The sequence below is a fragment of the Microvirga sp. HS2 genome, assembly GCF_055792805.1.
The window spans coordinates 25,878-46,472 of record NZ_JBVVAJ010000016.1 but is presented as its reverse complement, the minus strand read 5'-3'; the positions used below and the strand labels follow the sequence as shown (position 1 = coordinate 46,472).

Below are 20,595 nucleotides of genomic sequence, written 5' to 3'. Positions count from 1 at the left end.
GTCCTCCGAAGGGGACGGGCCGTTTCCTCTCATGTCCGGCCTTGCCGGTTGCGGCTCCCCAGGTCAGGTCGGCTTGAGGAGCGCCGTTGGCCGCTTTCTTGTCAGGTTTGCGGCGTCATGTCGATCTTGAACCATTGCTGCGTGAGCTTCTGAATGGTGCCATCGTCGATGGCCGATTGAATTGCCTTGTCGAACATCGCCTTGAGCTCGGCGTCGTCCTTGCGCAGGCCCACGGCCACGCCGCGCCCGAGCACGTCGCCGCTCACCGCGCCGCCGACGATCTCCATGTCCTTGAATTCCGGCTTCTCGGTCGAAGCCTTCAGGGAGGAATGGGCGGCGAAGATCGCATCGATTCGCCCGGCCGCCAGATCGAGATCGTGCTGCTCGGTGGTCTTGTATTCGCGGATCGTGATCGTGTCCTTGAGGTATTTCTCAAGGAACTGGCCATTGACGGTGGAGCTCTGCGTGCCCACGGTCTTGCCCTTCAGGAGCGGCTTCCATTCCTCGATCATCTTCTTGGCCGCCTCGGGGTCCTTGTCGAGGCTCAGGCGCTGGCCCGCGCCCGCGAGCTTTTCGAGCGGCGACCCTTTCATCACGCCCCAGCCGTGGGGGCCGGAGGCATAAGGGCGCGAGAAGTTGATGGTCTCCAGGCGCTTTTCCGTGATGTTCATGCCGGCCATGATGGCGTCGTACTTCTTGGCCTGAAGCGCCGGGATGATGCCGTCCCAGTCCTGGGCCACGATCTCGCACTTCACCTTCATGCGCGCGCACAGGTCGTTGGCGAGGTCGATCTCGAAGCCCTCCAGCTTGCCGCCGGGGCCGGTGAAGTTCCACGGAGCATAGGCGCCTTCGGTGGCGATCTTGATGGTCTTCTCCTGGGCCGAGACCCCTCCCATCGCGAGAGCGGAGGCCAAGAGGGTAAGACCCATTGCCTTGAATATTTTCATCGTTTTCCTCTGGTCGGATTCGACTGATCCCGTTGCCCGAACGAGGGCCTCAGCTCGTCATTCGGATCCCAAAGGTAACAGCCAAAAGCCAAGCCGGCGCAAGGGGTAATCGTGCAAAATCAACGGGCTAGGCTGGTGATTTCGGTCGCACTCGGCCCATTTCCATACAAAAAAGGCGCAGCCGAAGCCGCGCCTTGAAGAGAAAAGAGGCTCTTTTAGCCCTTCGGGGAAATGTCCACCTTGAACCACTTCTCCGACAGCTTCTTCACCGTGCCGTCCTGGACGGCGGCCTGGATCGCGTCGTTGAAGGACTTCTTCAGCTCGGTGTCTTCCTTGCGCAGGCCGACGCCGACGCCCGCGCCGAGCAGGCCGCCGGTGATGGAGGGGCCGACGAGAACGTAGTCGTTCTTGAACTCGGGCTTCTCGAGGGTGCCGATGATGCTGGTCGCATCGGCCAGAACCGCGTCGATGCGGCCGGCGGCGAGGTCGAGGTCATGAGCCTCGGTGGTCTTGTACTCGCGGATCTCGGCGGTGCCCTTGTAGTACTTGTCGGCGAAGTTCGCGTGGATGGTCGAGCCCTGAACGCCGATGGTCTTGCCCTTCAGGAGCGGCTTCACGGCGTCGATGGCCTTCTCGGCAGCTTCCTTCTGCGTGCCGAGGTTGTAGGCCTGGCCGGTGCCGGGCATCTTGGCGAGCGGCGAGTCCTTGGGGACCAGGAAGCCGTTCGGGCCGGCGGCGTAGGGACGCGAGAAGTCGATGGTCTTCTTGCGCTCGTCGGTGATGCTCATGCCGGCCATGATGGCGTCGTACTTCTTGGCCTGAAGCGCCGGGATGATGCCGTCCCAGTCCTGGGCCACGATCTCGCACTTCACCTTCATGCGGGCGCACAGGTCGTTGGCGAGGTCGATTTCGAAGCCCTCCAGTTTGCCGCCGGGGCCGGTGAAGTTCCACGGAGCATAGGCGCCTTCGGTGGCGATCTTGATGGTCTTCTCCTGGGCCGAGGCCCCGCCGAACGCGAGGGCGGCGCCGAAGACGGCAAGACCGACGGTTTTAACGAATTTCATAGTCGTTCCCTTAACTTATGGCTTGGGTACGCCTCAAGCCGATTGTCCCGCAGCCTTCCGGCCGCGCCGTGACGCAGTAACGGTCAATCTCCGAAAAAAGGCAAGGGGCCGCCAAGGCTCCTTACACAACCCGGAGGCGGATCTCCCCGAGGCCCTCGATGGCGGCCGTCATCGTCTGCCCTTGGGTGACGGCGCCGACCCCGTCCGGAGTCCCGGAGAAGATCACGTCGCCGGGGGTGAGCTCGAAATAGGAGGAGAGATAGGCGATCTGCTCGGCGACCGACCAGATCATGTCGGAGAGGTCGCCCTTCTGCTTCACGGCGCCGTCGACCGACAGAGAGATGGTGCCTCCGGCCGGATGCCCGAGCGTCGCCGCCGGATGGATCAGCCCCACCGGACCCGACAGATCCGCTGCCTTGCCGAGCTCCCACGGGCGGCGCAGCTGCTTGGCCTCGTCCTGAAGATCGCGGCGGGTCATGTCGAGGCCGATCGCATAGCCGAACACATGGTTCAGCGCCTCGTCCACCGGGATGTTCCGGCCACCCTTGGCGATGGCGACCACGAGCTCCACCTCGAAATGGTAGTTCTGCGTCTTGGGCGGATAGGGGTGCTCGGCCGTCTCGCCTTCCGGCACGGCCTGGAGGGCGTCGGACGGTTTCATGAAGAAGAACGGCGGCTCCCGCGTCGGATCGCCACCCATTTCCCGCGCATGGGCGGCATAGTTGCGGCCGACGCAATAGACGCGGCGCACGGGGAAAAGATCGCCGGAGCCGGCGACCGGGAGAGCAGGGATGGCGGGAGTGGGAATGACATAGGCCATGGGTGTTCGCGAGCGCCTTCTGATGAAATGGCAGGATTCGTCTTTGTCTTTCCTACACCTTGCGGTTCTCACCACAAGACGTCATGAACGGGGGCTCCACATGAGGAACGACGATGATGGCATCTGGCGGCACTGGCGCGGCTCTCATTGACACTCTGAAGGCGCGCCTCGGAGAGGCTTATGTGCTCACGGCGGCCGGTGATCTCGAAGGACATGTCACGGAGTTGCGCGGCCTCTATCGCGGCGAGGCGCTTGCCCTGGTCAGGCCCGGGAACCGTGACGAAGTCGCGTTCGTGCTCCGGGAATGCGCGCAGGCCGGATTGCCTGTCGTACCCCACGGCGGCAACACGGGTCTCGTCGGCGGCGGCGTCCCCTTCGGCGGGGTGGTGCTGTCGCTCGCGCGGCTCGACCGCATCCGTGACATCGACCCGGTGAACGCCACGATGACGGTCGAGGCCGGTTGCATTCTCAAGACGGTGCAGGACGCGGCGAGCGATGCCGGTTATCTCTTTCCCCTGTCGCTGGCCTCGGAAGGCTCGTGCCGGATCGGCGGCAATCTCGCCACCAATGCGGGAGGCACCGGCGTACTGCGCTACGGCAACATGCGCGAGCTGACGCTCGGCCTCGAAGTGGTGCTCGCCGACGGACGGATCTGGGACGGTCTGAAGGGCCTGCGCAAGGACAATACGGGCTACGACCTGAGGGATCTCTTCATCGGCTCGGAAGGCACCCTCGGAGTCATCACGGCGGCGGTCCTGAAGCTCTTTCCCAAGCCCCAGACGCGGGTCACGGCCTTCATCGGCTGCGCGTCGCCGCGCGATGCGCTCACGATCTTCCAGCGGCTGCGAGAGGCGGCGGGCGATCAGCTCACCGCCTTCGAATATCTTCCCGAGTTCGGTCTCGAGATCGTGCTCAAGCATCTGGCCGGTTCGGTGCGGCCGCTTGCCGAAGCACACAACTCCTATGCGCTGATCGAACTCTCCTCACCCCGGAAGGACGCCGACCTGCAGGGCCTGCTCGAAGCCGTGCTCGGCGAAGCTTTCGAAGAGGGGCTGGTGCAGGACGCCGTGCTCGGCTCCAGCGAAGCGCAGAGCCAGGCGCTCTGGGGCCTGCGCGAGAGCCTCTCCGAAGTGCAGGGCCGGGAAGGCGGATCGATCAAGCACGACGTGGCCGTGCCCGTCTCGCGCGTCGCGGAATTCATCGAGACCGCAACGAAGGCCTGCGAGGCGGAAATGCCGGGCGTGCGGGTCTGCGCCTTCGGACATTTCGGCGACGGCAACATCCATTTCAACCTGTCCCAGCCGGTCGGCATGGACAAGGCCGAGTATCTTGCCCAATGGGAGCGCTTCAACCGCATCGTCCATGACATCGTGCACGGCATGAACGGATCGATCGCCGCCGAGCACGGCATTGGCCTCATCAAGCGCGACGAGCTGTTGCACTACAAGGATCCTGTGGCTCTGGACCTCATGCGCAGCCTCAAGCGCGCGCTCGATCCGCAGAACATTCTCAACCCCGGAAAGGTCGTGTCGATCGGAGAGAACGCTCCTGCGGCATTTCCCAAGGCAGGACGGCACCCATGAAGAGCATCGATCTTCTCACCTTCGGCGAGCCCATGATGGAGTTCGCGGAGGTGCGGCGCGACGGTGAGCGCCTCTACCTTCCGGGTTATGGCGGCGACGTTTCCAATGCTGCAGTCGCGGCGGCCCGCCAGGGCGCGAAAACCGCGATCTTCACGGCCTTGGGGCACGATGTCTTCGGTCAGAATTTTCTCGATCTGTGGAACGGGGAGGGGATCGATTGCTCCTCGGTGATCCTGCGCGAGGACGGCAGGACGGGAGCATATTTCATCAGCTACGGCGCGGAAGGTCATGTGTTCACCTATGCGCGCGCCGGATCGGCGGCGAGCCTGGTCACGGTCGAGGAACTGCCGCTGGACCAGATCGCCTCCGCGCGGATCCTGCATGCATCGGGCATTTCGCAGGCGATTTCGGACAACTGCGCCGATGCCGTGTTCGCGGCGATCCGTCATGCCAAGGCCAATGGCACCGTCGTCAGTTACGACACCAATCTTCGCCTGAGGCTCTGGCCGCTGGACCGCGCCCGTGCGGTCATCCACGGCGCATCCGCCCTCTCGGACATTCTTCTTCCCGGTCTCGATGATGCGCGCCAGCTCACGGGGCTGGAGCGGCCGGAGGAGATCTGCGTGTTCTATCTCGGTCTCGGGTGCGGCGTCGTCGCGCTCACCATGGGCAAGAACGGCACCATGGTCGCGACGCGGGAGCGGACTGAGATCATCGCGGCTAGGCCCGTCGAAGCCGTCGACGCCACGGGCGCGGGTGATACCTTCGACGGCGCGTTCCTGGCCGAGTGGCTCGTGCATCGCGACCCGTTCCGTGCGGCAGCCTATGCCAATGCCGCCGCCGCCCTGTCGACCCTGGGCCATGGAGCGGTCGCGCCGATCCCGCAACGGTCGAAGGTCGAGGCCTTCCTTCAAGGCGCATAAGAACGGCGGGCCCGAGAGCCCGCCGCCAAAATCTATCGTATCTGTCGTGCTGCTTAGAGCATCGTGCGGACCCAGCGGGCCGCGCAGCGACCCGAAGGGCTACGTCAGTGAAAAGTGGATCCGGTTTTCCGCACGATGCTCTCGTCTCAGGAGAAAGCATCGGATCTGCCCCAAAAGTGCAAATCCACTTTTGGGTCCGATGCTTTAGCGGCGCCGGATCGCTGCAGCGCCGGGAAGGCGACTGGCCTGTGCGAGGTGGTTCTCAATATGCGGCACGACGGAGGCCGCGAACTGGCGCAGGGACGGATCGCCGCCGGCCTGGGCATAGCTCGCGTGCAGGTTCAGCGCCTCCTGGTGCGCCAGACTCTGATACTGGCCATAGAGACGGTCGAATTGCGGGCCCGAGGCCGAAGCGAGCTGGTTCAGCATGGCTGTCTTGTCGGGGCTGAGGGGAACGCCGAGGCGGATCGGAGCGATCGAGCCGGTTGCCTGCACGTCGGCGCCTGCGCCGGCCGCGGCGCCCGTCGTCGCACCGACGCCCGCGCCCACGGCGGCACCGACCGGGCCGCCCACCAGGGCGCCGACCCCAGCGCCCGTGAGGGTTCCGGCCGCCGTGCCGCCGGCCGCACCCGGTGACGTCGCTGCCGCGCCTGCGGTCGTGCCGGCTGCTGCGCCGACGCCCGCTCCGACCGCGGCGCCGACCGGGCCGCCGACCAGCGCGCCGATGCCCGCACCGGCCAGCGTGCCACCGACGGAGCCCGGGATGAATTCACCGGAGGCCGAATAGACCGCGCGACCGCCATTCAGGGCCTGGCTGGTCATGCCGTGATCACGGATCATCTCCTGAGCGAAACGGCGCACGTTGGGATTGCGGGAGCGTTGCAGGGCGAGCTGGCTCGACGCAATCTCGAACGCGTCGGATTGAGCCGCCATCGTGCGGTAGGTCTGGCTATCCATCATCGTCTGCGCAAAGGCCGGGGCGGAGATCAACGCAAGCAAGGCCGCGAGAGCAACATGTTTCTTCATGAGATAACTCCTGTTCGAAAGGGAGCAGAGCACCGCGCGAAGCCCGCGTGGCTTGCAAAACTCATGGGTGGCTGCTGCATCCCTTCAACGAGGAGCGATCTGAGCGGTTCCCGAAAGGAAAAGGGGTAGTCTCACGATGCCGAAAGAGGCATTGTTGCTGCGCTTCATGTGCAACAGAGCAATGCAGACTTCGATCTGTTCTATGTCTCTCTGGCGTTCAACCTTCTGGAGGAGCTGTAATGCTTTCCGTTCCGCTCAGGAGATCATGATCGTCACTGCTTGACGAGGGCCGTGTGATCACGGCCCCTCTTGAGACTGGCGGATCTGGCTGAGCGACAGCATTCCCATGCCTCCGACCGTACCGTCAGGCTTCAGGCCGCGCAGTTCCGCCTGGAGCAGGAAGCCGGTGTCGTCCTGGTCGATCGTGAAGAGATGATAGCCTGCCTTGTGGGTGAGCGTTCCGCTGCGGGCCGAGGCCGATGGGGCCCCGATGACGGGCACCGGACCGCGCGGCCCGGGGATATGCGCGAGCGACCCCACGTGATTGTGCCCATGAAGAATGAGCTCGGCGCCGACGCGGCCGATCATGGCTTCGAAGCGCTTGGCGTCCGTGAGATTACGCCCCGGCTCGGCCCCGCCGATATGCGGCGGATGATGGATCAGGACGACGCGGAAGCAGAACGGGTCCCGTCCCAGCTCGCTCAGCATCGCCTCCGTATCCTTGGTCTGCTGCGAGCCCACCCGTCCGCTGGCGACGAAGGGAAGGGTGGGAATGGCGGAGGAAAGGCCGATGATGGCGACCGGCCCATACCGGCGGAGATAGGGGAATACGGCCTCGCGGCCGTCGTCTCCCCGGGTCCACGGCGCAACCTTCCTGAGCAGGCCTTCGAGCGAGCCGCGCACATAGGCGTCGTGATTGCCCGGCACGAAGGTGACGTGAGCGGGGTCGCCGAGGCTCTCAAGAAAGATCCGCGATGTCTCCCACTCATCGGGCAGGCCGATATTGCACGTGTCGCCCGTGCAGGCGATGTGATCCGGTTTCTGGGCGTGGATATCGGCGACGAGCTCCGCCAGGAGCTCCATGTCGTGAAGGTCGTGCCGGCTGCGATGCCAATTGTACCAGCCGGTCAGGCGCTTGCTCAGCAACTGCTTCAGGCGTGGCCGGGGAAGGGGGCCCACATGCGGGTCAGTGAGATGGGCAATGCGAAACATGACGGCCTAATGAAGTGAACGGACGAGAGTTCGCCCGTGCCGCCCGTGGCGTCAAGCATGGCCGATAAAGAAGAGATCCTTCGGAGGCGGTCGCGGACAGAGACCCATGGCCTCCGCCTCACGATATGGGCGAGGACGTCCTGCCCGGGCCCGGGTCCCGACAGAAACCGGGCGTGGTCCGAGCCAGGAGCCAGGTCCGTGAGACGTGGCTCCGCTGCGTCAGAGGCAGGTTTAGTACTGCGCGCCCGGGATCAGGGTCGAGTAGATCCTGCGATCCTCAAGATTGAGAGCCGGGGACCAGGAGAAGCGGGCGGAGCGGTTGAGAAGGGACAGGATCAGCGACAGAAACATTGGAACACCTATGGTTGCCGTCGTATTAGACCTTAGTAGAATGAAGGTCACGCGCTAATCCGCCGGATCAGCCATGCGCGGGATGAATGTCTTTGTTCATCTTCCTGTAATCTTCTCATGATTAATTCGACCAATGTCCGACTCTGCGCCATCGAACAAAGCCTCCCGTTTCGTGACTTGGGGGCTCCACACCTATTGGCGGTTTTCCCGGGGCATGACCCTGGGAGTGAGGGGCATCGTCCTCGACGGGGAGAACCGGATCTTTCTCATCCGGCACACCTATGTGCCCGGCTGGCATCTGCCCGGGGGCGGCGTGGAAACCGGAGAAACGGCCCTCGACGCGCTGACTCGTGAGCTGCGCGAGGAGGCCTGCATCGCCATCGATGCGCTACCGGCGCTCGCGGGCGTGTTCTTCAACCGGCGGGCGTCCCGGCGCGATCACGTGCTCGTCTATCTGATCCGGCACTTTACCGTCCTCGAGGAGAAGCAGCCCGACCGCGAGATCGCGGAGGCAGGCTTTTTCCCCCTTGCCCGGCTGCCCGAGGGGACGACGGAGGCGACGCGCCGTCGGCTGGCGGAAATCCTGGAAGGGGAGCCGCTTTCACCCATGTGGTGAAAGAGGAGGGTTTGCGCGGCGTCCCAAGGGCTGCTATGGCCAGGGCACTCGAGGAAACGCCACGCTCATGACCATCATTCGGATCCAGCGACGACGACAGGGCTGATCTCATCGTCCAGCCCCCATTCCGATTGCCGTCTTCCGCTTTTCGAGTCCGTCCATGACCGAGCTTTCCCTTCTCATTCGCTCCGAGCAACCCATCGACGACGAGGCGATCGAGCGCCTTCACGAGCGCGCCTTCGGCCCGGGGCGCTACGCCCGCACGGCCTCCCGCCTGAGAGAGGGCGCGGGCCATCTGCTCGAACTCTCCTTCACCGCCATGGTGGGCACCCTGCTGGTGGGCTCCGTGCGCCTGACGCCCGTCATGGCGGGCCGGGAGCCGGCCCTGATGCTCGGACCGTTGGCCGTCGAGCCCGCCTTCGAGAGCCGGGGCATCGGCGCCGCGCTCATGCGCCGCTCGCTGGACGCGGCGAAGACGAAGGGACACACGCTCGTGCTGCTCGTGGGCGACGAGCCCTATTACCGCCGCTTCGGCTTCAAGCTCGTTTCGCAGGGGCTGCAGCTGCCGGGACCCGTCAATCCCGCGCGGTTCCTGGCCCTCGAACTGGAGGAGGGGGCGGTCGCCCGCGCCAGGGGCATCGTCACGCCGCTCCCGAAAGAGGCCTGATCAGGCCCTTCTGCGGCCTTCCGTCAACCAGGCCGCGAGCGTCGCGCCGATCAGGAGCGCGAGGCCGATGAAGCCGAGCGCCAGCGGGAACACCGAGACGCCGCGCACGATGGCGCTCTGGCTGGGCTTGATGCCGATCCAGTCGCCGCCGGAAAACCGCGAGCCCGAGTGCACGGCAAGGATGCGGGGGACGGTGATGCTCTGGTCGCCGGCCGTCGCCACCCGCCGGACCGAGCCGCCGGTCGCTTCCGCGATCGGAGTGAGCGCCTCGGTGTTGCTGAACACGTCCATCAATTCGCGGGGGTTGGCCGGTCCGATGCTGACGAAGGCGATGAGATCGCCCGACCGGACCGTGTGAAGCCCCAGTTCCTTGCCTTCGATCTCGGCCGTGAAGAGGCCCGGTCGGCCCTCGTTCAGCGGAACGCTGGCTTCCACGCCGCTCGGCGACACGAGGGTCACGGGATCGGCGGTATCCGCCATGGTCTGCCGCTCGATGTGGATCGTGCGGCCGCTGGCGGAGGCGCGGAGGGCTTCCTCTTCCAGCGCCGGTTCCTTCATGAGCCAGTGGGCCAGCCGGCGCAGGAGATCGAGATGGGGGCCGCCATCCTGATAGCCGCGGGCCCAGAGCCAGGCGTGGTCCGAGAGGAGCAGCGCGACACGGCCTTTCTCCTCACGCCGGAGCACGAGCAGCGGCAGGTCGTTCGCGCCCGACATCAGCGTCGCGCCCGATTGCACGTCGGAGCCGATGATGCGCAGCCACTCGCCCCATGCGGGCGGCGAGGTCTCCGAGCCTGGGAGGTCCCGCGTCACCGGATGGCGGTTCCCCGTGTCGGTGATGTGGGCCTTGTAGGGCTGCTCGACGATGCGGCCGTTGGGGATGCCGGGAATGACGGGCGAAAGCCGCGTCTGGGCCAGGCTGCCGTAGCTTGCGAATTCCGGCCCCGCCGCCACGAGGATCGCGCCGCCTTCGCGCACATAGCGCACGATGTTCTCGAAATAGCTCGAAGGCAGGATGCTCTGGTTGGCGTAGCGGTCGAAGATGATCAGGTCGAAATCCTTGATCTTCTGCTGGAACAGCTCGCGCGTCGGGAAGGCGATCAGCGACAATTCGTTGATCGGCGTGCCGTCCTGCTTTTCCGGCGGCCGCAGGATCGTGAAATGGACGAGATCCACATTGGCGTCGGATTTGAGCAGGTTGCGCCAAGTGCGCTCGCCGGCATGGGGTTCGCCGGACACGAGCAGCACGCGCAGCTTCTCGCGGATGCCCTCGATGGGCACGACCGCGCGGTTGTTGGCCTGCGTCAGCTCGTTGGGCAGTCCCTCCACTTCGAGCTCGACCACGTTCGTGCCGCCATGCTCGATCTGCACCTGCAACGAGAACGGGGTGTCAGCGCGCACCTGCTGGCGGGACAGAACCTGCCCGTCGCGCCGGAGCGTGACCAGGGCCGAGCCCGTGCCGCCGCGCTCCATCACCTGCGCGCGAATGGTCTGCTCCTTGCCCACGATGCCGAAGCGGGGCGCCTCGATCAGCTTGATCTGCCGGTCGCGCTCGTCGGGGCGGCCCGTGATGAGGGCGTGAAGCGGCGCATGGAAACCGAGCGCCTCGGCGGAGGGCGGAATATCGTGCACCACGCCGTCGGTGATAAAGATCACGCCCGCCAAGCGGTCCGGCGGGACATCCGCGAGGCCGTTCGAGAGCGCGGTGAACAGGCGCGTTCCCTCATCGCCCGTACTGTCGTCCGCTTCGATGTAGCGCGGCTCCACATCCGCGAGCGAGCCGAAGCGCCGCTCCAGCTCGGCCTTGACCTGGTCCGTCATCGCGGAGCGGTCGCCGAGCGTCTGGGACGTCGTGCGGTCGGTCACGACGGCCACGATATCCTTCACCTTCTCGCGCTCTTCCTGCACGAGCGACGGATTGGCGAGCGCGAGCAGGACGAGCCCCAGGGCGAGAGCCCTGAGGATCGCCACGGGTCCGCGGGAGACGATGGCGAGGATCGCGAGCAGGGCGGCCACGGCGCCGACGGCCCAGAGCGCATAAACCGGGATGAGAGGCGAGAAGCTGATCGAAAGAACTGACATGAACCGCTCTATTGCCCCAGCCGCTCGAGCAGCGCGGGCACGTGCACCTGATCCGCCTTGTAGTTTCCGGTGAGCGTATACATCACGATGTTGATGCCGCTTCGATAGGCCATTTCGCGCTGGCGCGGATCGCTTCCGACCACGGGAAAGAGATATTCCCCTCGGTTGCCGACTGCCCAGGCCGCGGCAAGGTCATTGGAGGTGATGATGATCGGAGACACGCTGTCGCCGGAGCGTGCCGGACGGTTCTGTTCGCCTTCCGCCTGCGGAGGAAGGGCCTCGACCCAGGTCTGCCCCGTGGCGTAGCGGCCCGGGAAGGCATCCAGGATATAGAAGGTCTTCGTCAGGACGTGGTCGTTCGGCACCGGCTCCAGCTCGGGAATGTCGAGGGTGGCGAGCATGCGGCGCAGATACTGGCCCTCTGCGCTGACGGCGCCATCGGGGCGGTTGCTGAAGGCGTCCCGCGTATCGAAGATCACGGTGCCGCCGCCTTTCATGAAGGCGTCGAGGCGCCGGATCGCGGCCTCCGACGGCATCGGCCGCGTGGCGACGATGGGCCAGTAGATCAGCGGATAGAAGGCGACTTCATCCCGCGAGAGGTCGATGCCGATCGGATCGCCCGGCGAAAGGGCGGTGCGCTGCGACAGAACCTGCGTCAGCCCCGTGAGCCCGGCCTTGCTGGTGTCGTCGACGCCCGCGTCGCCCGTGATCACGTAGGCCAATCGTGTGACGAGGGCGGGGCTCGCATTCTCGTCCATGCGGCGTGGCCCCAAGTCCTGCGCTCTCGCATCGAAGGCCGATGTGAGAAACAGCATCGATGCGAGCAGGATGGAGGCCGCGGCGCCTGCCTTGCGCAGGCGTCCCGAAAGGTTCGCGAGATGGCCGCCGAGCCAGAGCGAGGCAAGGGTGTCGGCGAGCAGCAGAATGAGGGCGAGCATGAACAGAGGCATGCGCAGATCGACGGTTTGGGCGCCCTCCAGGGGCGCAATACGGGCCTTCAGCGGAGCGACGTCGAGCGGCGCGAGCTTGTCCCCGGGGAGAAGGGCGTTCACGGCGAGACTCGAGTCGGCAGGGCCGTAGAAGCCGGGCGGGTGCTCTCCCATCGCGCGCTCGGCGTAGCTGCGCGGGACGGCGCGGGCGTTGGCGGGCGGAGACGTGAACATGCCGTAGCCATCGAGGGTGAGGCGGGGGGCGACGGTCTCGTTTTCCGCGTTGCGCGACTCGGCGTTCACGTCGTGCGGCGCGCCCGAAAGAGCCGTGATCCGGCGAAGCATATCGACGAAAAGGCCGGAGAGCGGCAGGTTCGACCAGGTGGTGTCCGCCGTGACATGGAAGAGCACGAGAAGGCCGTCGCCACGCTTGTCCGCCGTGACGATCGGCGTTCCGTCCACCAGCGACGCCCAGGTCCGGGAGGCGAGGTCCCCGTCGGGCTCAGCGAGGATCTGGCGGCGGATGCCGATCTCTTCCGGAATCTTGAGCCCGAAGAAGGGGCTCTCGCGTGTGAAGGGCGCGAAGGTCTTCGGGGTGTCCCAGGAGAGCGACCCGCCGAGACTGCGCCCGCCGCGGCGCAGGCGAACCGGCACGAGTTCGTCGTTGCCTGCCGCCAGACGCGAACCGGCGAAGCGCAGGAGCAATCCGCCTTTCTCGACGAATTCCGAGACCCTGCCCAGGGTCTCGCGGTCGAGACCGCCCACATCGGCGAGAACGAGCACCGAGACCTGCTCCTCCAGAAGCTGGTTCACCGCATCGGCGACGCCGCCGCGCCCCATCCGGATTTCCGAATAGGGGGACAGCGCCCGCTCGATGTAGAAGAGCGGCGAGAGCAGAGGCTGGGTCTGATCGGCGGTGCCGCCGAAAACGAGCCCGACGCGCCGGCGCTTGCTGCGCTCGTCGATCAGGTTCACCGCACCGGCGGAGCCCTCTCCGAGAATCTCGATGCGGGCGATGGCGTTCCGGATCTCGGTGGGAAGATCGAAGGCCACCATCGTTTCGGTCGCGCTGGGATCGAAGCGGAAATGCATGTCGGCGAGCGGCAGGTTCTTCAGGTCCAGCGCCCGCAAGGTGCCCGAGTCGCGGCCGTTCGGCTCCGCCCGCACGACCCGCGCATTCAAGCGGCCACCGGCGTTCTCGACGCCGGCGACAGCAAGCGTGGAGGCGCGCTCGGGTTTGAGCACCGTGATCCGCCGGTCATTCGCCATCTGCGCCAAGCCGTCGATGAAGCCTTGCCCATCAACGCCGGCCACCCCGTCACTGATCCAGACGATGTTCGCATCCGGCGTGCCTTCCAGGAAGCGCTTGATGGAGTCGAGGTGGGCCGCGCGGTCCTGCAGATGCGGTTGGGGCTTCAGGGAGCGCAGGCGCTCCAGGGCCGCGGCCGGATTGGTCAGCTCGAAGGCCGCAGGTTGTTCGGCCGTCGCAACGAGGGCGACGGTGCGTCCGTCGCGGCCGGCGGCTTCGATGCGTTCGGAGGCCAGATTCATCCTGTCCCGCCAGTCATGCGCGGCGGCGAGGCCATTGTCCACGATCAGGAGAAGCGGCGCACGGCCGTTGTCCTCGGCGAGGGGATTCCAGATCGGCCCTGCTGCCGCGAGAATGAGGAAGGCGGCGAGCAGCAGCCGCATGAGCAGCAGCCACCAGGGCGTGCGTGCGGGCGTCTCCTGCTCGGGCTGCAGGTCGGCCAGGATCTTGAGCGGCGGAAAATCCACCCGTCTCGGCTGTGGCGGCGTGATGCGCAGAAGCAGCCAGATGGCGGGTAGAGCCGCGAGCGCCGTCAGAACGAGCGGAACGGCGAAGGTGAGGGGAAGGCCGAACATGATCTAGCGCCCTCCCAAACTTGCGCCGCGGGCGGCCGAGACCAGCGTCAGCAGACGCAGCGCGGCCTCGCTGGCCGGACGGTCGGTGCGATGGATCGTGAAGGTCCAGCCTCGGCGGCGCGTGATCTCCTGCAGCCCGGCGCGATGCTGCTCGATCCGCTCGCGATAGGCGCGGCCCCAGGATTGGGCGTCACCGATCCGAAGCGCGAGGCCATCCTCGAGATCGTGCAGGACGGCTTGGCCCTGGAAAGGAAAGGTCTCCTCGACAGGGTCGACGACCATGACGAGATGCCCCCGCGAGCCGCGGGCGGAGATGCCTTCCACGGCGGCCGCGATGTCGCGCAGGGGGGAGAGGAAGTCGCTGATCAGGATGGCTTCGTGCTGCGGGGCGATGGGCGCGCCCGGCGGGAGATCGTCCTCCAGGGACGAGCGGTCCGTCACGAGGGTCTGCGCCATGGTTTCGGCAATGCGCCGGGTGGCGCGCGGGGCCATGAGGCCGAGCATGCCGACCCGCTCGCCCGATTCCACGAAGCAATCGGCCAGGGCCAGGCCCAGCACGACGGCGCGCTCGATCTTGGGCACCTGGGCGAGTTCCGAGGCATAGGCCATCGACGCGGAGCGGTCGATCCAGATCCACAGGGTCTGGGCCGTCTCCCATTCCCGCTCGCGGACGTAGAGCCGGTCGTCGCGGCCCGAGCGGCGCCAGTCGATGCGCTGCGCGGCCTCGCCCGTCACGAAGGGACGGAATTGCCAGAAGCTCTCGCCGACGCCCGCGCGCCTGCGCCCATGGATCCCGTGCGCGAGGTTCGCCGCGACGCGTCGTGCTTCGAGCACGAGGCGCGGCATGCGATGGGCGAGCGAGAGGGCGCTCTCGGTCTCCTGGCGACCCGGCGAGCGGGCGCTCTCGGGAAGGACCCGGACACGGGCCATGACGAAATCCTTAACCTGCCAGCCGGGAGGTGAGGCGGCCGATGACGCTCGACAGCGTCTCGCCGTCGGCGCGGGCGGAGAAGGTGAGCGCCATGCGATGCTTGAGGACGGGCTCGGCCAGCGCCACCACGTCGGCCATGGAGGGGGCGACGCGGCCTTCGATGAGGGCTCGCGCGCGCACCGCCAGCATGAGCGCCTGGCTGGCGCGGGGCCCTGGGCCCCACAGTACCTTGTCGCTCACGCCGTCGATGCTCTCGTTCTCGGGGCGGGCCGAGCGCACGAGATCGAGGATCGCTTCGACCACGCTCTCGCCGACGGGCAGGCGCCGCACGAGGCGCTGGGCGTTCATGAGGGCTTCGGCGTTCATGACGGCGACAGGCTTGTGATCCTCCGCGCCGGTCGTCTCGATGAGGATGCGCCGCTCGGCCTCGCGGCTCGGATAATTCACGTCGATCTGCAGCAGGAAGCGGTCGAGCTGCGCCTCGGGAAGGGGGTAGGTGCCTTCCTGCTCGATGGGATTCTGGGTGGCCAGCACATGGAAGGGCTGGGGCAGGTCGTGCCGCTCGCCGCCCACGGAAACGTGATGCTCCTGCATCGCCTGCAGCAGGGCGGACTGGGTGCGCGGGCTCGCGCGGTTGATCTCGTCCGCCATGAGAAGCTGGGTGAAGACCGGACCTTTGACGAAGCGGAAGGAGCGGCGGCGGTCGGCTCCTTCGTCGAGGATCTCCGAGCCCAGGATGTCCGAGGGCATCAGGTCCGGCGTGAACTGGATGCGGCGGGCGTCCAGGCCGAGGACGGTGCCGAGCGTCTCGACGAGCTTTGTCTTGGCGAGGCCTGGAACGCCCACGAGCAGACCGTGGCCCCCCGCGAGCAGGGTGATCAGGGTCTGATCGACGACGTCTTCCTGGCCGAAGATGACGGTGTGGATGGCCTCCCGGGCGCGCCCGACAGTCTCAAGCGTGGCCTCCGCATTGCGGATGATCGCATCGTCCAGGGCGGTGGGCGCTTGAGAAATGCTGGCCGTCATGAGGTCATTCTCCCTCTCGTTGCAGTCGCCCCCAAACACCTAGTCTGCCTTCGATCCCTATCGAGAGGCAAGAGTCGATGCGCCGCAGCGGACGGGGCCGAAGGATTGGATGTCGCTGTCGGGAACTCTATGCTTAAGGAAGTAGCCGATGACAGCCTTCCGTCGATCCTCACCATTCACTTTCCTGTTCACGCTTGTGTCATGACCATGTCCAACACCCCCGCATCCGGCAGCGCCCTGGCCCACCTCATGGAGGCGCTCGGCCCCGACGTCAGGCGGAAGGGCCTCCCTCCGGTGGAGCGCTGGAATCCGCCCTATTGCGGCGAAATCGACATGCGCATCGCCGCCGACGGCTCCTGGCACTATATGGGCTCGCCCATCAGCCGGCCCGCTCTCGTCAGGTTGTTTTCCACGGTCCTGCGGAAGGACCCGGAGCGCTACGTGCTCGTCACGCCCGTGGAGCGGGTGGGAATCGTCGTGGAGGATGCTCCATTCCTCGCCGTCGAGATGGCGCTCGAAGGGGAGGGGGAGGATCGCCAGATCGCGTTCCGCACCAATGTGGACGACCTCGTGCCGGTGGGGCCGGACAATCCCCTGCGCTTCGAAGAGGGCGAGCATGGCGGTGTCAAACCTTACGTGAAGGTTCGCGGCGACCTGTGGGCGCTCGTCACCCGCTCCGTGGCCATGGACCTGATCGCGCTCGCCGAGGAGCGGGTGCTCGAGGGGCGGAAACTGTTCGGGGTCGCGGTGAAGGATGGATTCTTTCCCATCGCCTCCGCCGCCGACCTGGGAGACCTCTCATGAGGACAGCCCCCCTGGACCGGCCGGACTTTCTCACCCTCGCCGCCGAGCGGCTGCGGCCGGAACCGCCGCACCCGGAGGATGCCCTGGCCAATCCGCGTGGGGATCACAGCCTCGACGACGTCCCGCTCGTCCATCCCCTGAACCCGAAGCCCGCCGCCGTGCTGGTCCCTGTCGTGATGCGGGAGGAGCCGACGCTCCTGCTCACGGAGCGATCCGCGCAGCTCCGCCAGCATTCGGGGCAGATCGCCTTTCCGGGCGGCCGGGTCGATCCGACGGACGATTCGATCCTGGCGGCGGCCTGCCGCGAAGCCGAAGAGGAAATCGGGCTCGACAGCCGGTTCATCGGCCTGCTCGGCTATCTCGATGCGTATCTCTCCACCACCAATTACCTGGTCATTCCCGTCGTGGCGCGGGTCTCGCCGTCCTACACGCTCGATCTCAATCCGCATGAAGTGGCCGACGTCTTCGAGGTGCCGCTGAGCTTTCTCATGGATCCGTCGCGGCACGAACTCCATTCCCGAGAATGGAAGGGCATGCTTCGCCGCTATTATGCAATGCCCTTCGAAGGCCGCTATATCTGGGGCGTGACGGCGGGAATCATCCGCAACCTCTACGAAAGGCTCTACACATCGTGACACGAGCGTTCCTGCAGGGATTGGTGCTGTTTTTTCTGCCCTTCGTCCTCTTCGCCGCCTATCTCGTGATTCGTCGCCGGAATGCCCTGGCCTGGTCCTCGTGGAGCGATCAATCGCTCTGGCTTGCCATCGCGGGCCTGGTCATGGTCATCGCCTCCCTCGTCGTCACGGGCTTGACCACCGAGCGGCATACCGGCGCCTTCGTGCCGACGCATATGGAAAACGGGCGAATCGTTCCGGGGCAGTTCCAGTGACTCAGACACTCGATCACACAGCGCTTCTCAGCCTTCTCGATCGCCCGCCGCTGCGCCGCCTGCTCGAGGTCCTCAACGGCCGAGGAGAGGAGACGCGCATCGTCGGCGGCGCCGTGCGCAACGCCCTGCTCGGACGACCCGTGACGGAAGTCGATTGCGCCACCACCATGCTGCCCGATGCCATGGTGCAGCGGGCGAGCGAGGCGGGGTTCAAGTCCGTTCCGACCGGCATCGATCACGGCACCGTCACCGTCATCGTCGACGGCGAGCCCTTCGAGGTCACCACCCTTCGCGTGGACGTGGAGACGAACGGGCGTCAGGCCGTCGTGCATTTCGGACGCGATTTCGTGCTCGATGCCCTGCGGCGCGATTTCACCATCAACGCTCTTTCCTTGGGAACAGACGGCCGGCTCTACGACTACACGGACGGCGTCGCGGATCTGAGCGCGCGCCGCGTGCGGTTCATCGGCGATGCGCATACGCGCATCCGCGAGGATTATCTGCGGATCATGCGCTTCTTCCGCTTCTATGCGGAATATGCGGAGGGCGAGCCCGACCCAGAGGGCCTCGCTGCGGCGGGATCGGAGCGCCAGGGCTTAGGCATCCTGTCGAAGGAGAGAATCCGCCACGAACTCCTCAAACTCCTCGTGGCGCGCCGCGCCGAAGAGACGCTGCGTGTCTTGAGCGCTCACGGGTTTCTCACATGGCTGCTCGCCGGCGCCGCCGAGTTCGGGCGCTTCGGGAGGGTTGCTGCGTTCGACCGGGACGATCCGGTTGCGATCTGGCGTCTCGCGGCGCTTGCCGTGATGGTCGAGGAGGATGCGGAGCGACTGCGCGAGCATCTGCGGCTGTCCAACGACGAACACAGGACGCTCATCGCCTATGCCCGGCTGCTTGCCACATTGAAGACCTGGGCCTTGCCGCTTGACGCCACGGCCATCCGCCGCCTCGTCGCGGATCATGGCGTCAAGATGGTGAGCGTCGTCCTCGCCGCCCTCGACGGAGAACCGTCGCCCGTCATCCAGGGTGACGCGTCCGGTGCTCTCGAGCGCTATCGCAGCGGTGCGGAACCCGTACCGGTCTTTCCGCTGCGGGGCGCGGATTTCGTCGCACGCGGCATTCCGAAGGGACCGAGAGTCGGCGAGCTTCTCGGCTCGGCGCGTCAGGCGTGGCTTGCGGAAGGCTGCCGGACCGACGAGGCCTCCATGACGGATTTGCTGGAGCGGGTTCTGGCGGGGGCCTGAATACATCGTCATCCCCGGCCTTGTGGCCTTGTGCCGGGGATCCACGTCTTCCGCTCGCTGGGGTTCCCTAGACGTGGATGGCCGGGTCAGGCCCGGCCATGACGGAGAAGGGCATCTAACTCAAGGCCACCGCACCGTCGGCGGCATCGAGGACAGGATCGAGGCGATGTTGCCGCCGGTCTTGAGGCCGAAGATTGTGCCGCGGTCGTAGAGCAGATTGAACTCCACGTAGCGGCCGCGCCGCACCTGCTGTTCGATGCGGTCCTCCTCCGTCCAGCTTTTCGTCACGTTGCGGCGCACGATTTCGGGATAGATCGTCAGGAAGGCCTCGCCCACGTCCTTGGTGAAGGCGAGATCCTCGTCCGGATCTCCGGTCCAGTGATAATCGTAGAAGATGCCGCCGATGCCGCGCGGCTCGTGGCGGTGCTTGAGGTAGAAATACTCGTCGCACCACTTCTTGTACTTTTCGTAAGCGCCGTCAGGGGCGTGGCGACGGCATGCGTCTTCCATCGCCGCGTGAAAGGCCACGGTGTCGGGATCGTCCTGAACGCGGCGGCGGTCGAGCACGGGCGTGAGGTCCGCCCCGCCGCCGAACCAGGCTTTCGTGGTCACCACGAAGCGCGTGTTCATATGGACTGTCGGCACGTTCGGGTTCCACGGATGGGCGATGAGCGAGATGCCGCCGGCCCAGAAGCGCGGATCCTGGTCGGAGCCGGGAATCTGGCCGCGGAATTCCGGCGCGAACTCGCCGTGCACGGTCGAGACATGCACGCCCACCTTCTCGAACACGCGGCCCCGCATCATGGACATCACCCCGCCGCCGCCCGGCGCGCCGCTATGGTCCTTGCGCTCCCAGGGCGTGCGCTCGAAGCGCCCCGCCTCCGAGGCCTCCGGGGGCAGGGGAGCCTCGTCCTCGTCCTCGATCGCCTCGAAAGCGGCGCAGATCCGGTCGCGCAGGGATGCGAACCAGAGAGGGGCTTCGATCTGCAGGCGTTCGATATCGGCTTTGTCGGTCATGGGCGTCGCTTCATAGGTCGGTGGGGGAGGGCATAGGGAAGGAACCGGTCTGCCGCAAGGCTTCGCCGAGGATCATGGCGGCCGTGACCGCCACGTTGAGCGAGCGCATGCCCGCCTGCATCGGCACGACGATCCGCGCATCCGCCGCCGCGTGGACCTCCTCCGGCACGCCGGCGGATTCGCGGCCCACGAGGACGACGTCCTCCGGCTCGTAGCGGAAATCCGTGTAGGGCACCGCCCCCTTCGTGGTGGCGAGCACCAGGCGGCCTCTGCCTTCGCGCCGCCATTCCTCGAAGGCGCGCCACGAGATGTGACGCGTGATCGTCACGTGGTTGAGGTAATCCATGCCGGAGCGGCGGAGATTGCGGTCGGAGACGTCGAAGGCCGCGGGCTCGATGATCTCCACCGGAACGCCGAGGCAGGCGGCGAGGCGCAGCATGGTGCCGGTGTTCTGCGGGATGTCCGGCTGGAAAATGGCGAGGCGAGGCATGACACTCTCATCGGGGCAGGAGGGGCCTACGTCAAGTGAACGCTTTCGGTGCCGCGGGTGTTAAAGCAGGGGATGGAAGACGGGAAAACGGGG

19 protein-coding genes are annotated in these 20,595 nt (G+C 66.2%); 8 read left to right on the top strand and 11 right to left on the bottom strand.

The features are described 5' to 3' along the window. Window positions 1-101: 101 nt before the first annotated feature. The 3 genes from ACS5Q0_RS15145 to ACS5Q0_RS15135 form a co-directional block, all read right to left on the bottom strand. Window positions 102-947, bottom strand: coding sequence for a lysine/arginine/ornithine ABC transporter substrate-binding protein (locus ACS5Q0_RS15145; RefSeq protein WP_473127481.1), 846 nt, complete (start codon window positions 945-947; stop codon window positions 102-104). Window positions 948-1,162: 215 nt separating this feature from the next. After that, entirely contained in the window at window positions 1,163-2,011 is an 849-nt protein-coding gene (locus ACS5Q0_RS15140) for a lysine/arginine/ornithine ABC transporter substrate-binding protein (protein ID WP_473127480.1), read from the bottom strand. A 121-nt stretch (window positions 2,012-2,132) separates the two neighbouring features. After that, on the bottom strand, window positions 2,133-2,831 hold the full coding sequence (locus ACS5Q0_RS15135) for a fumarylacetoacetate hydrolase family protein (protein ID WP_473127479.1): 699 nt from the start codon (window positions 2,829-2,831) through the stop codon (window positions 2,133-2,135). 116 nt (window positions 2,832-2,947) lie between these two features. On the opposite strand from ACS5Q0_RS15135, the gene ACS5Q0_RS15130 reads away from it, so the two are divergent. Both ACS5Q0_RS15130 and ACS5Q0_RS15125 read left to right on the top strand, forming a co-directional pair. Beyond that, a complete protein-coding gene (locus tag ACS5Q0_RS15130) occupies window positions 2,948-4,414 on the top strand; it encodes an FAD-binding oxidoreductase (RefSeq protein WP_473127539.1) in 1,467 nt (488 codons plus the stop codon). Beyond that, window positions 4,411-5,337: a sugar kinase gene (locus ACS5Q0_RS15125; RefSeq protein WP_473127478.1), complete on the top strand. Its 927-nt coding sequence runs from the start codon at window positions 4,411-4,413 to the stop codon at window positions 5,335-5,337. Before ACS5Q0_RS15130 ends, ACS5Q0_RS15125 begins: the two co-directional genes overlap by 4 nt. Before the next feature lie 204 nt (window positions 5,338-5,541). Here the strand turns inward: ACS5Q0_RS15125 and ACS5Q0_RS15120 are convergent, their stop codons facing one another. Together ACS5Q0_RS15120 and ACS5Q0_RS15115 are read right to left on the bottom strand one after the other, a co-directional pair. Beyond that, a complete protein-coding gene (locus ACS5Q0_RS15120; protein WP_473127477.1) occupies window positions 5,542-6,363 on the bottom strand; it encodes a DUF4142 domain-containing protein in 822 nt (273 codons plus the stop codon). 297 nt (window positions 6,364-6,660) lie between these two features. Further along, window positions 6,661-7,575, bottom strand: a complete 915-nt coding sequence (locus ACS5Q0_RS15115) for a metallophosphoesterase family protein (RefSeq protein WP_473127476.1) — start codon at window positions 7,573-7,575, stop codon at window positions 6,661-6,663. A 484-nt stretch (window positions 7,576-8,059) separates the two neighbouring features. Here ACS5Q0_RS15115 and ACS5Q0_RS15110 point away from each other — a divergent pair, with 484 nt between their 5' ends. Further along, window positions 8,060-8,542 (top strand): NUDIX domain-containing protein, encoded by a 483-nt coding sequence (locus ACS5Q0_RS15110; protein WP_473127475.1) that lies wholly within the window; start codon window positions 8,060-8,062, stop codon window positions 8,540-8,542. A 160-nt stretch (window positions 8,543-8,702) separates the two neighbouring features. Next, the gene (locus tag ACS5Q0_RS15105) at window positions 8,703-9,209 is read left to right on the top strand and encodes a GNAT family N-acetyltransferase (protein WP_473127474.1); all 507 of its coding nucleotides are present in this window, start codon (window positions 8,703-8,705) and stop codon (window positions 9,207-9,209) included. Here the strand turns inward: ACS5Q0_RS15105 and ACS5Q0_RS15100 are convergent, their stop codons facing one another. From ACS5Q0_RS15100 to ACS5Q0_RS15085, 4 genes are read right to left on the bottom strand one after another with little or no spacing between them, the layout of a single operon-like run. Beyond that, window positions 9,210-11,288 carry a hypothetical protein gene (locus tag ACS5Q0_RS15100; RefSeq protein WP_473127473.1) on the bottom strand — a complete coding sequence of 693 codons (2,079 nt, stop codon included), beginning with the start codon at window positions 11,286-11,288 and terminating at the stop codon, window positions 9,210-9,212. 8 nt (window positions 11,289-11,296) lie between these two features. After that, window positions 11,297-14,101, bottom strand: a complete 2,805-nt coding sequence (locus ACS5Q0_RS15095) for a DUF4159 domain-containing protein (protein ID WP_473127472.1) — start codon at window positions 14,099-14,101, stop codon at window positions 11,297-11,299. A 3-nt stretch (window positions 14,102-14,104) separates the two neighbouring features. Beyond that, window positions 14,105-15,031 (bottom strand): DUF58 domain-containing protein, encoded by a 927-nt coding sequence (locus ACS5Q0_RS15090; protein WP_473127471.1) that lies wholly within the window; start codon window positions 15,029-15,031, stop codon window positions 14,105-14,107. Between the two features lie 10 nt (window positions 15,032-15,041). Beyond that, complete coding sequence (locus ACS5Q0_RS15085) at window positions 15,042-16,058, bottom strand: AAA family ATPase (protein WP_473127470.1); 1,017 nt, start codon at window positions 16,056-16,058, stop codon at window positions 15,042-15,044. 207 nt (window positions 16,059-16,265) lie between these two features. On the opposite strand from ACS5Q0_RS15085, the gene ACS5Q0_RS15080 reads away from it, so the two are divergent. The 4 genes from ACS5Q0_RS15080 to ACS5Q0_RS15065 are packed head-to-tail and all read left to right on the top strand — an operon-like array spanning window position 16,266 to window position 18,995. Beyond that, complete coding sequence (locus ACS5Q0_RS15080; protein WP_473127538.1) at window positions 16,266-16,862, top strand: DUF1285 domain-containing protein; 597 nt, start codon at window positions 16,266-16,268, stop codon at window positions 16,860-16,862. Beyond that, window positions 16,859-17,497 carry a CoA pyrophosphatase gene (locus tag ACS5Q0_RS15075; RefSeq protein ID WP_473127469.1) on the top strand — a complete coding sequence of 213 codons (639 nt, stop codon included), beginning with the start codon at window positions 16,859-16,861 and terminating at the stop codon, window positions 17,495-17,497. Before ACS5Q0_RS15080 ends, ACS5Q0_RS15075 begins: the two co-directional genes overlap by 4 nt. Beyond that, complete coding sequence (locus ACS5Q0_RS15070) at window positions 17,494-17,751, top strand: DUF6111 family protein (RefSeq protein ID WP_473127468.1); 258 nt, start codon at window positions 17,494-17,496, stop codon at window positions 17,749-17,751. Before ACS5Q0_RS15075 ends, ACS5Q0_RS15070 begins: the two co-directional genes overlap by 4 nt. Beyond that, window positions 17,748-18,995 carry a CCA tRNA nucleotidyltransferase gene (locus ACS5Q0_RS15065; RefSeq protein WP_473127467.1) on the top strand — a complete coding sequence of 416 codons (1,248 nt, stop codon included), beginning with the start codon at window positions 17,748-17,750 and terminating at the stop codon, window positions 18,993-18,995. The genes ACS5Q0_RS15070 and ACS5Q0_RS15065 overlap by 4 nt, the downstream gene beginning before the upstream one ends. 120 nt (window positions 18,996-19,115) lie before the next feature. On the opposite strand, the gene hemF is transcribed toward ACS5Q0_RS15065, so the two are convergent. Together hemF and ACS5Q0_RS15055 are read right to left on the bottom strand one after the other, a co-directional pair. Then, window positions 19,116-20,012: an oxygen-dependent coproporphyrinogen oxidase gene (gene hemF / locus ACS5Q0_RS15060; protein ID WP_473127466.1), complete on the bottom strand. Its 897-nt coding sequence runs from the start codon at window positions 20,010-20,012 to the stop codon at window positions 19,116-19,118. 10 nt (window positions 20,013-20,022) lie between these two features. Further along, the gene (locus tag ACS5Q0_RS15055) at window positions 20,023-20,502 is read right to left on the bottom strand and encodes a tRNA (cytidine(34)-2'-O)-methyltransferase (RefSeq protein ID WP_473127465.1); all 480 of its coding nucleotides are present in this window, start codon (window positions 20,500-20,502) and stop codon (window positions 20,023-20,025) included. Window positions 20,503-20,595: the final 93 nt, after the last annotated feature.

What these genes read in the sequence shown, in the direction of transcription:
- ACS5Q0_RS15145 (WP_473127481.1), bottom strand. Translation starts at nt 947, where the DNA reads ATGAAAATATTCAAGGCAATGGGTCTTACCCTCTTGGCCTCCGCTCTC.
- ACS5Q0_RS15140 (WP_473127480.1), bottom strand. Translation starts at nt 2,011, where the DNA reads ATGAAATTCGTTAAAACCGTCGGTCTTGCCGTCTTCGGCGCCGCCCTC.
- ACS5Q0_RS15075 (WP_473127469.1), top strand. Translation starts at nt 16,859, where the DNA reads ATGAGGACAGCCCCCCTGGACCGGCCGGACTTTCTCACCCTCGCCGCC.
- ACS5Q0_RS15055 (WP_473127465.1), bottom strand. Translation starts at nt 20,502, where the DNA reads ATGCCTCGCCTCGCCATTTTCCAGCCGGACATCCCGCAGAACACCGGC.
- ACS5Q0_RS15125 (WP_473127478.1), top strand. Translation starts at nt 4,411, where the DNA reads ATGAAGAGCATCGATCTTCTCACCTTCGGCGAGCCCATGATGGAGTTC.
- ACS5Q0_RS15080 (WP_473127538.1), top strand. Translation starts at nt 16,266, where the DNA reads ATGTCCAACACCCCCGCATCCGGCAGCGCCCTGGCCCACCTCATGGAG.
- hemF (WP_473127466.1), bottom strand. Translation starts at nt 20,012, where the DNA reads ATGACCGACAAAGCCGATATCGAACGCCTGCAGATCGAAGCCCCTCTC.
- ACS5Q0_RS15115 (WP_473127476.1), bottom strand. Translation starts at nt 7,575, where the DNA reads ATGTTTCGCATTGCCCATCTCACTGACCCGCATGTGGGCCCCCTTCCC.
- ACS5Q0_RS15100 (WP_473127473.1), bottom strand. Translation starts at nt 11,288, where the DNA reads ATGTCAGTTCTTTCGATCAGCTTCTCGCCTCTCATCCCGGTTTATGCG.
- ACS5Q0_RS15090 (WP_473127471.1), bottom strand. Translation starts at nt 15,031, where the DNA reads ATGGCCCGTGTCCGGGTCCTTCCCGAGAGCGCCCGCTCGCCGGGTCGC.
- ACS5Q0_RS15095 (WP_473127472.1), bottom strand. Translation starts at nt 14,101, where the DNA reads ATGTTCGGCCTTCCCCTCACCTTCGCCGTTCCGCTCGTTCTGACGGCG.
- ACS5Q0_RS15085 (WP_473127470.1), bottom strand. Translation starts at nt 16,058, where the DNA reads ATGACGGCCAGCATTTCTCAAGCGCCCACCGCCCTGGACGATGCGATC.
- ACS5Q0_RS15120 (WP_473127477.1), bottom strand. Translation starts at nt 6,363, where the DNA reads ATGAAGAAACATGTTGCTCTCGCGGCCTTGCTTGCGTTGATCTCCGCC.
- ACS5Q0_RS15130 (WP_473127539.1), top strand. Translation starts at nt 2,948, where the DNA reads ATGGCATCTGGCGGCACTGGCGCGGCTCTCATTGACACTCTGAAGGCG.
- ACS5Q0_RS15135 (WP_473127479.1), bottom strand. Translation starts at nt 2,831, where the DNA reads ATGGCCTATGTCATTCCCACTCCCGCCATCCCTGCTCTCCCGGTCGCC.
- ACS5Q0_RS15110 (WP_473127475.1), top strand. Translation starts at nt 8,060, where the DNA reads ATGTCCGACTCTGCGCCATCGAACAAAGCCTCCCGTTTCGTGACTTGG.
- ACS5Q0_RS15105 (WP_473127474.1), top strand. Translation starts at nt 8,703, where the DNA reads ATGACCGAGCTTTCCCTTCTCATTCGCTCCGAGCAACCCATCGACGAC.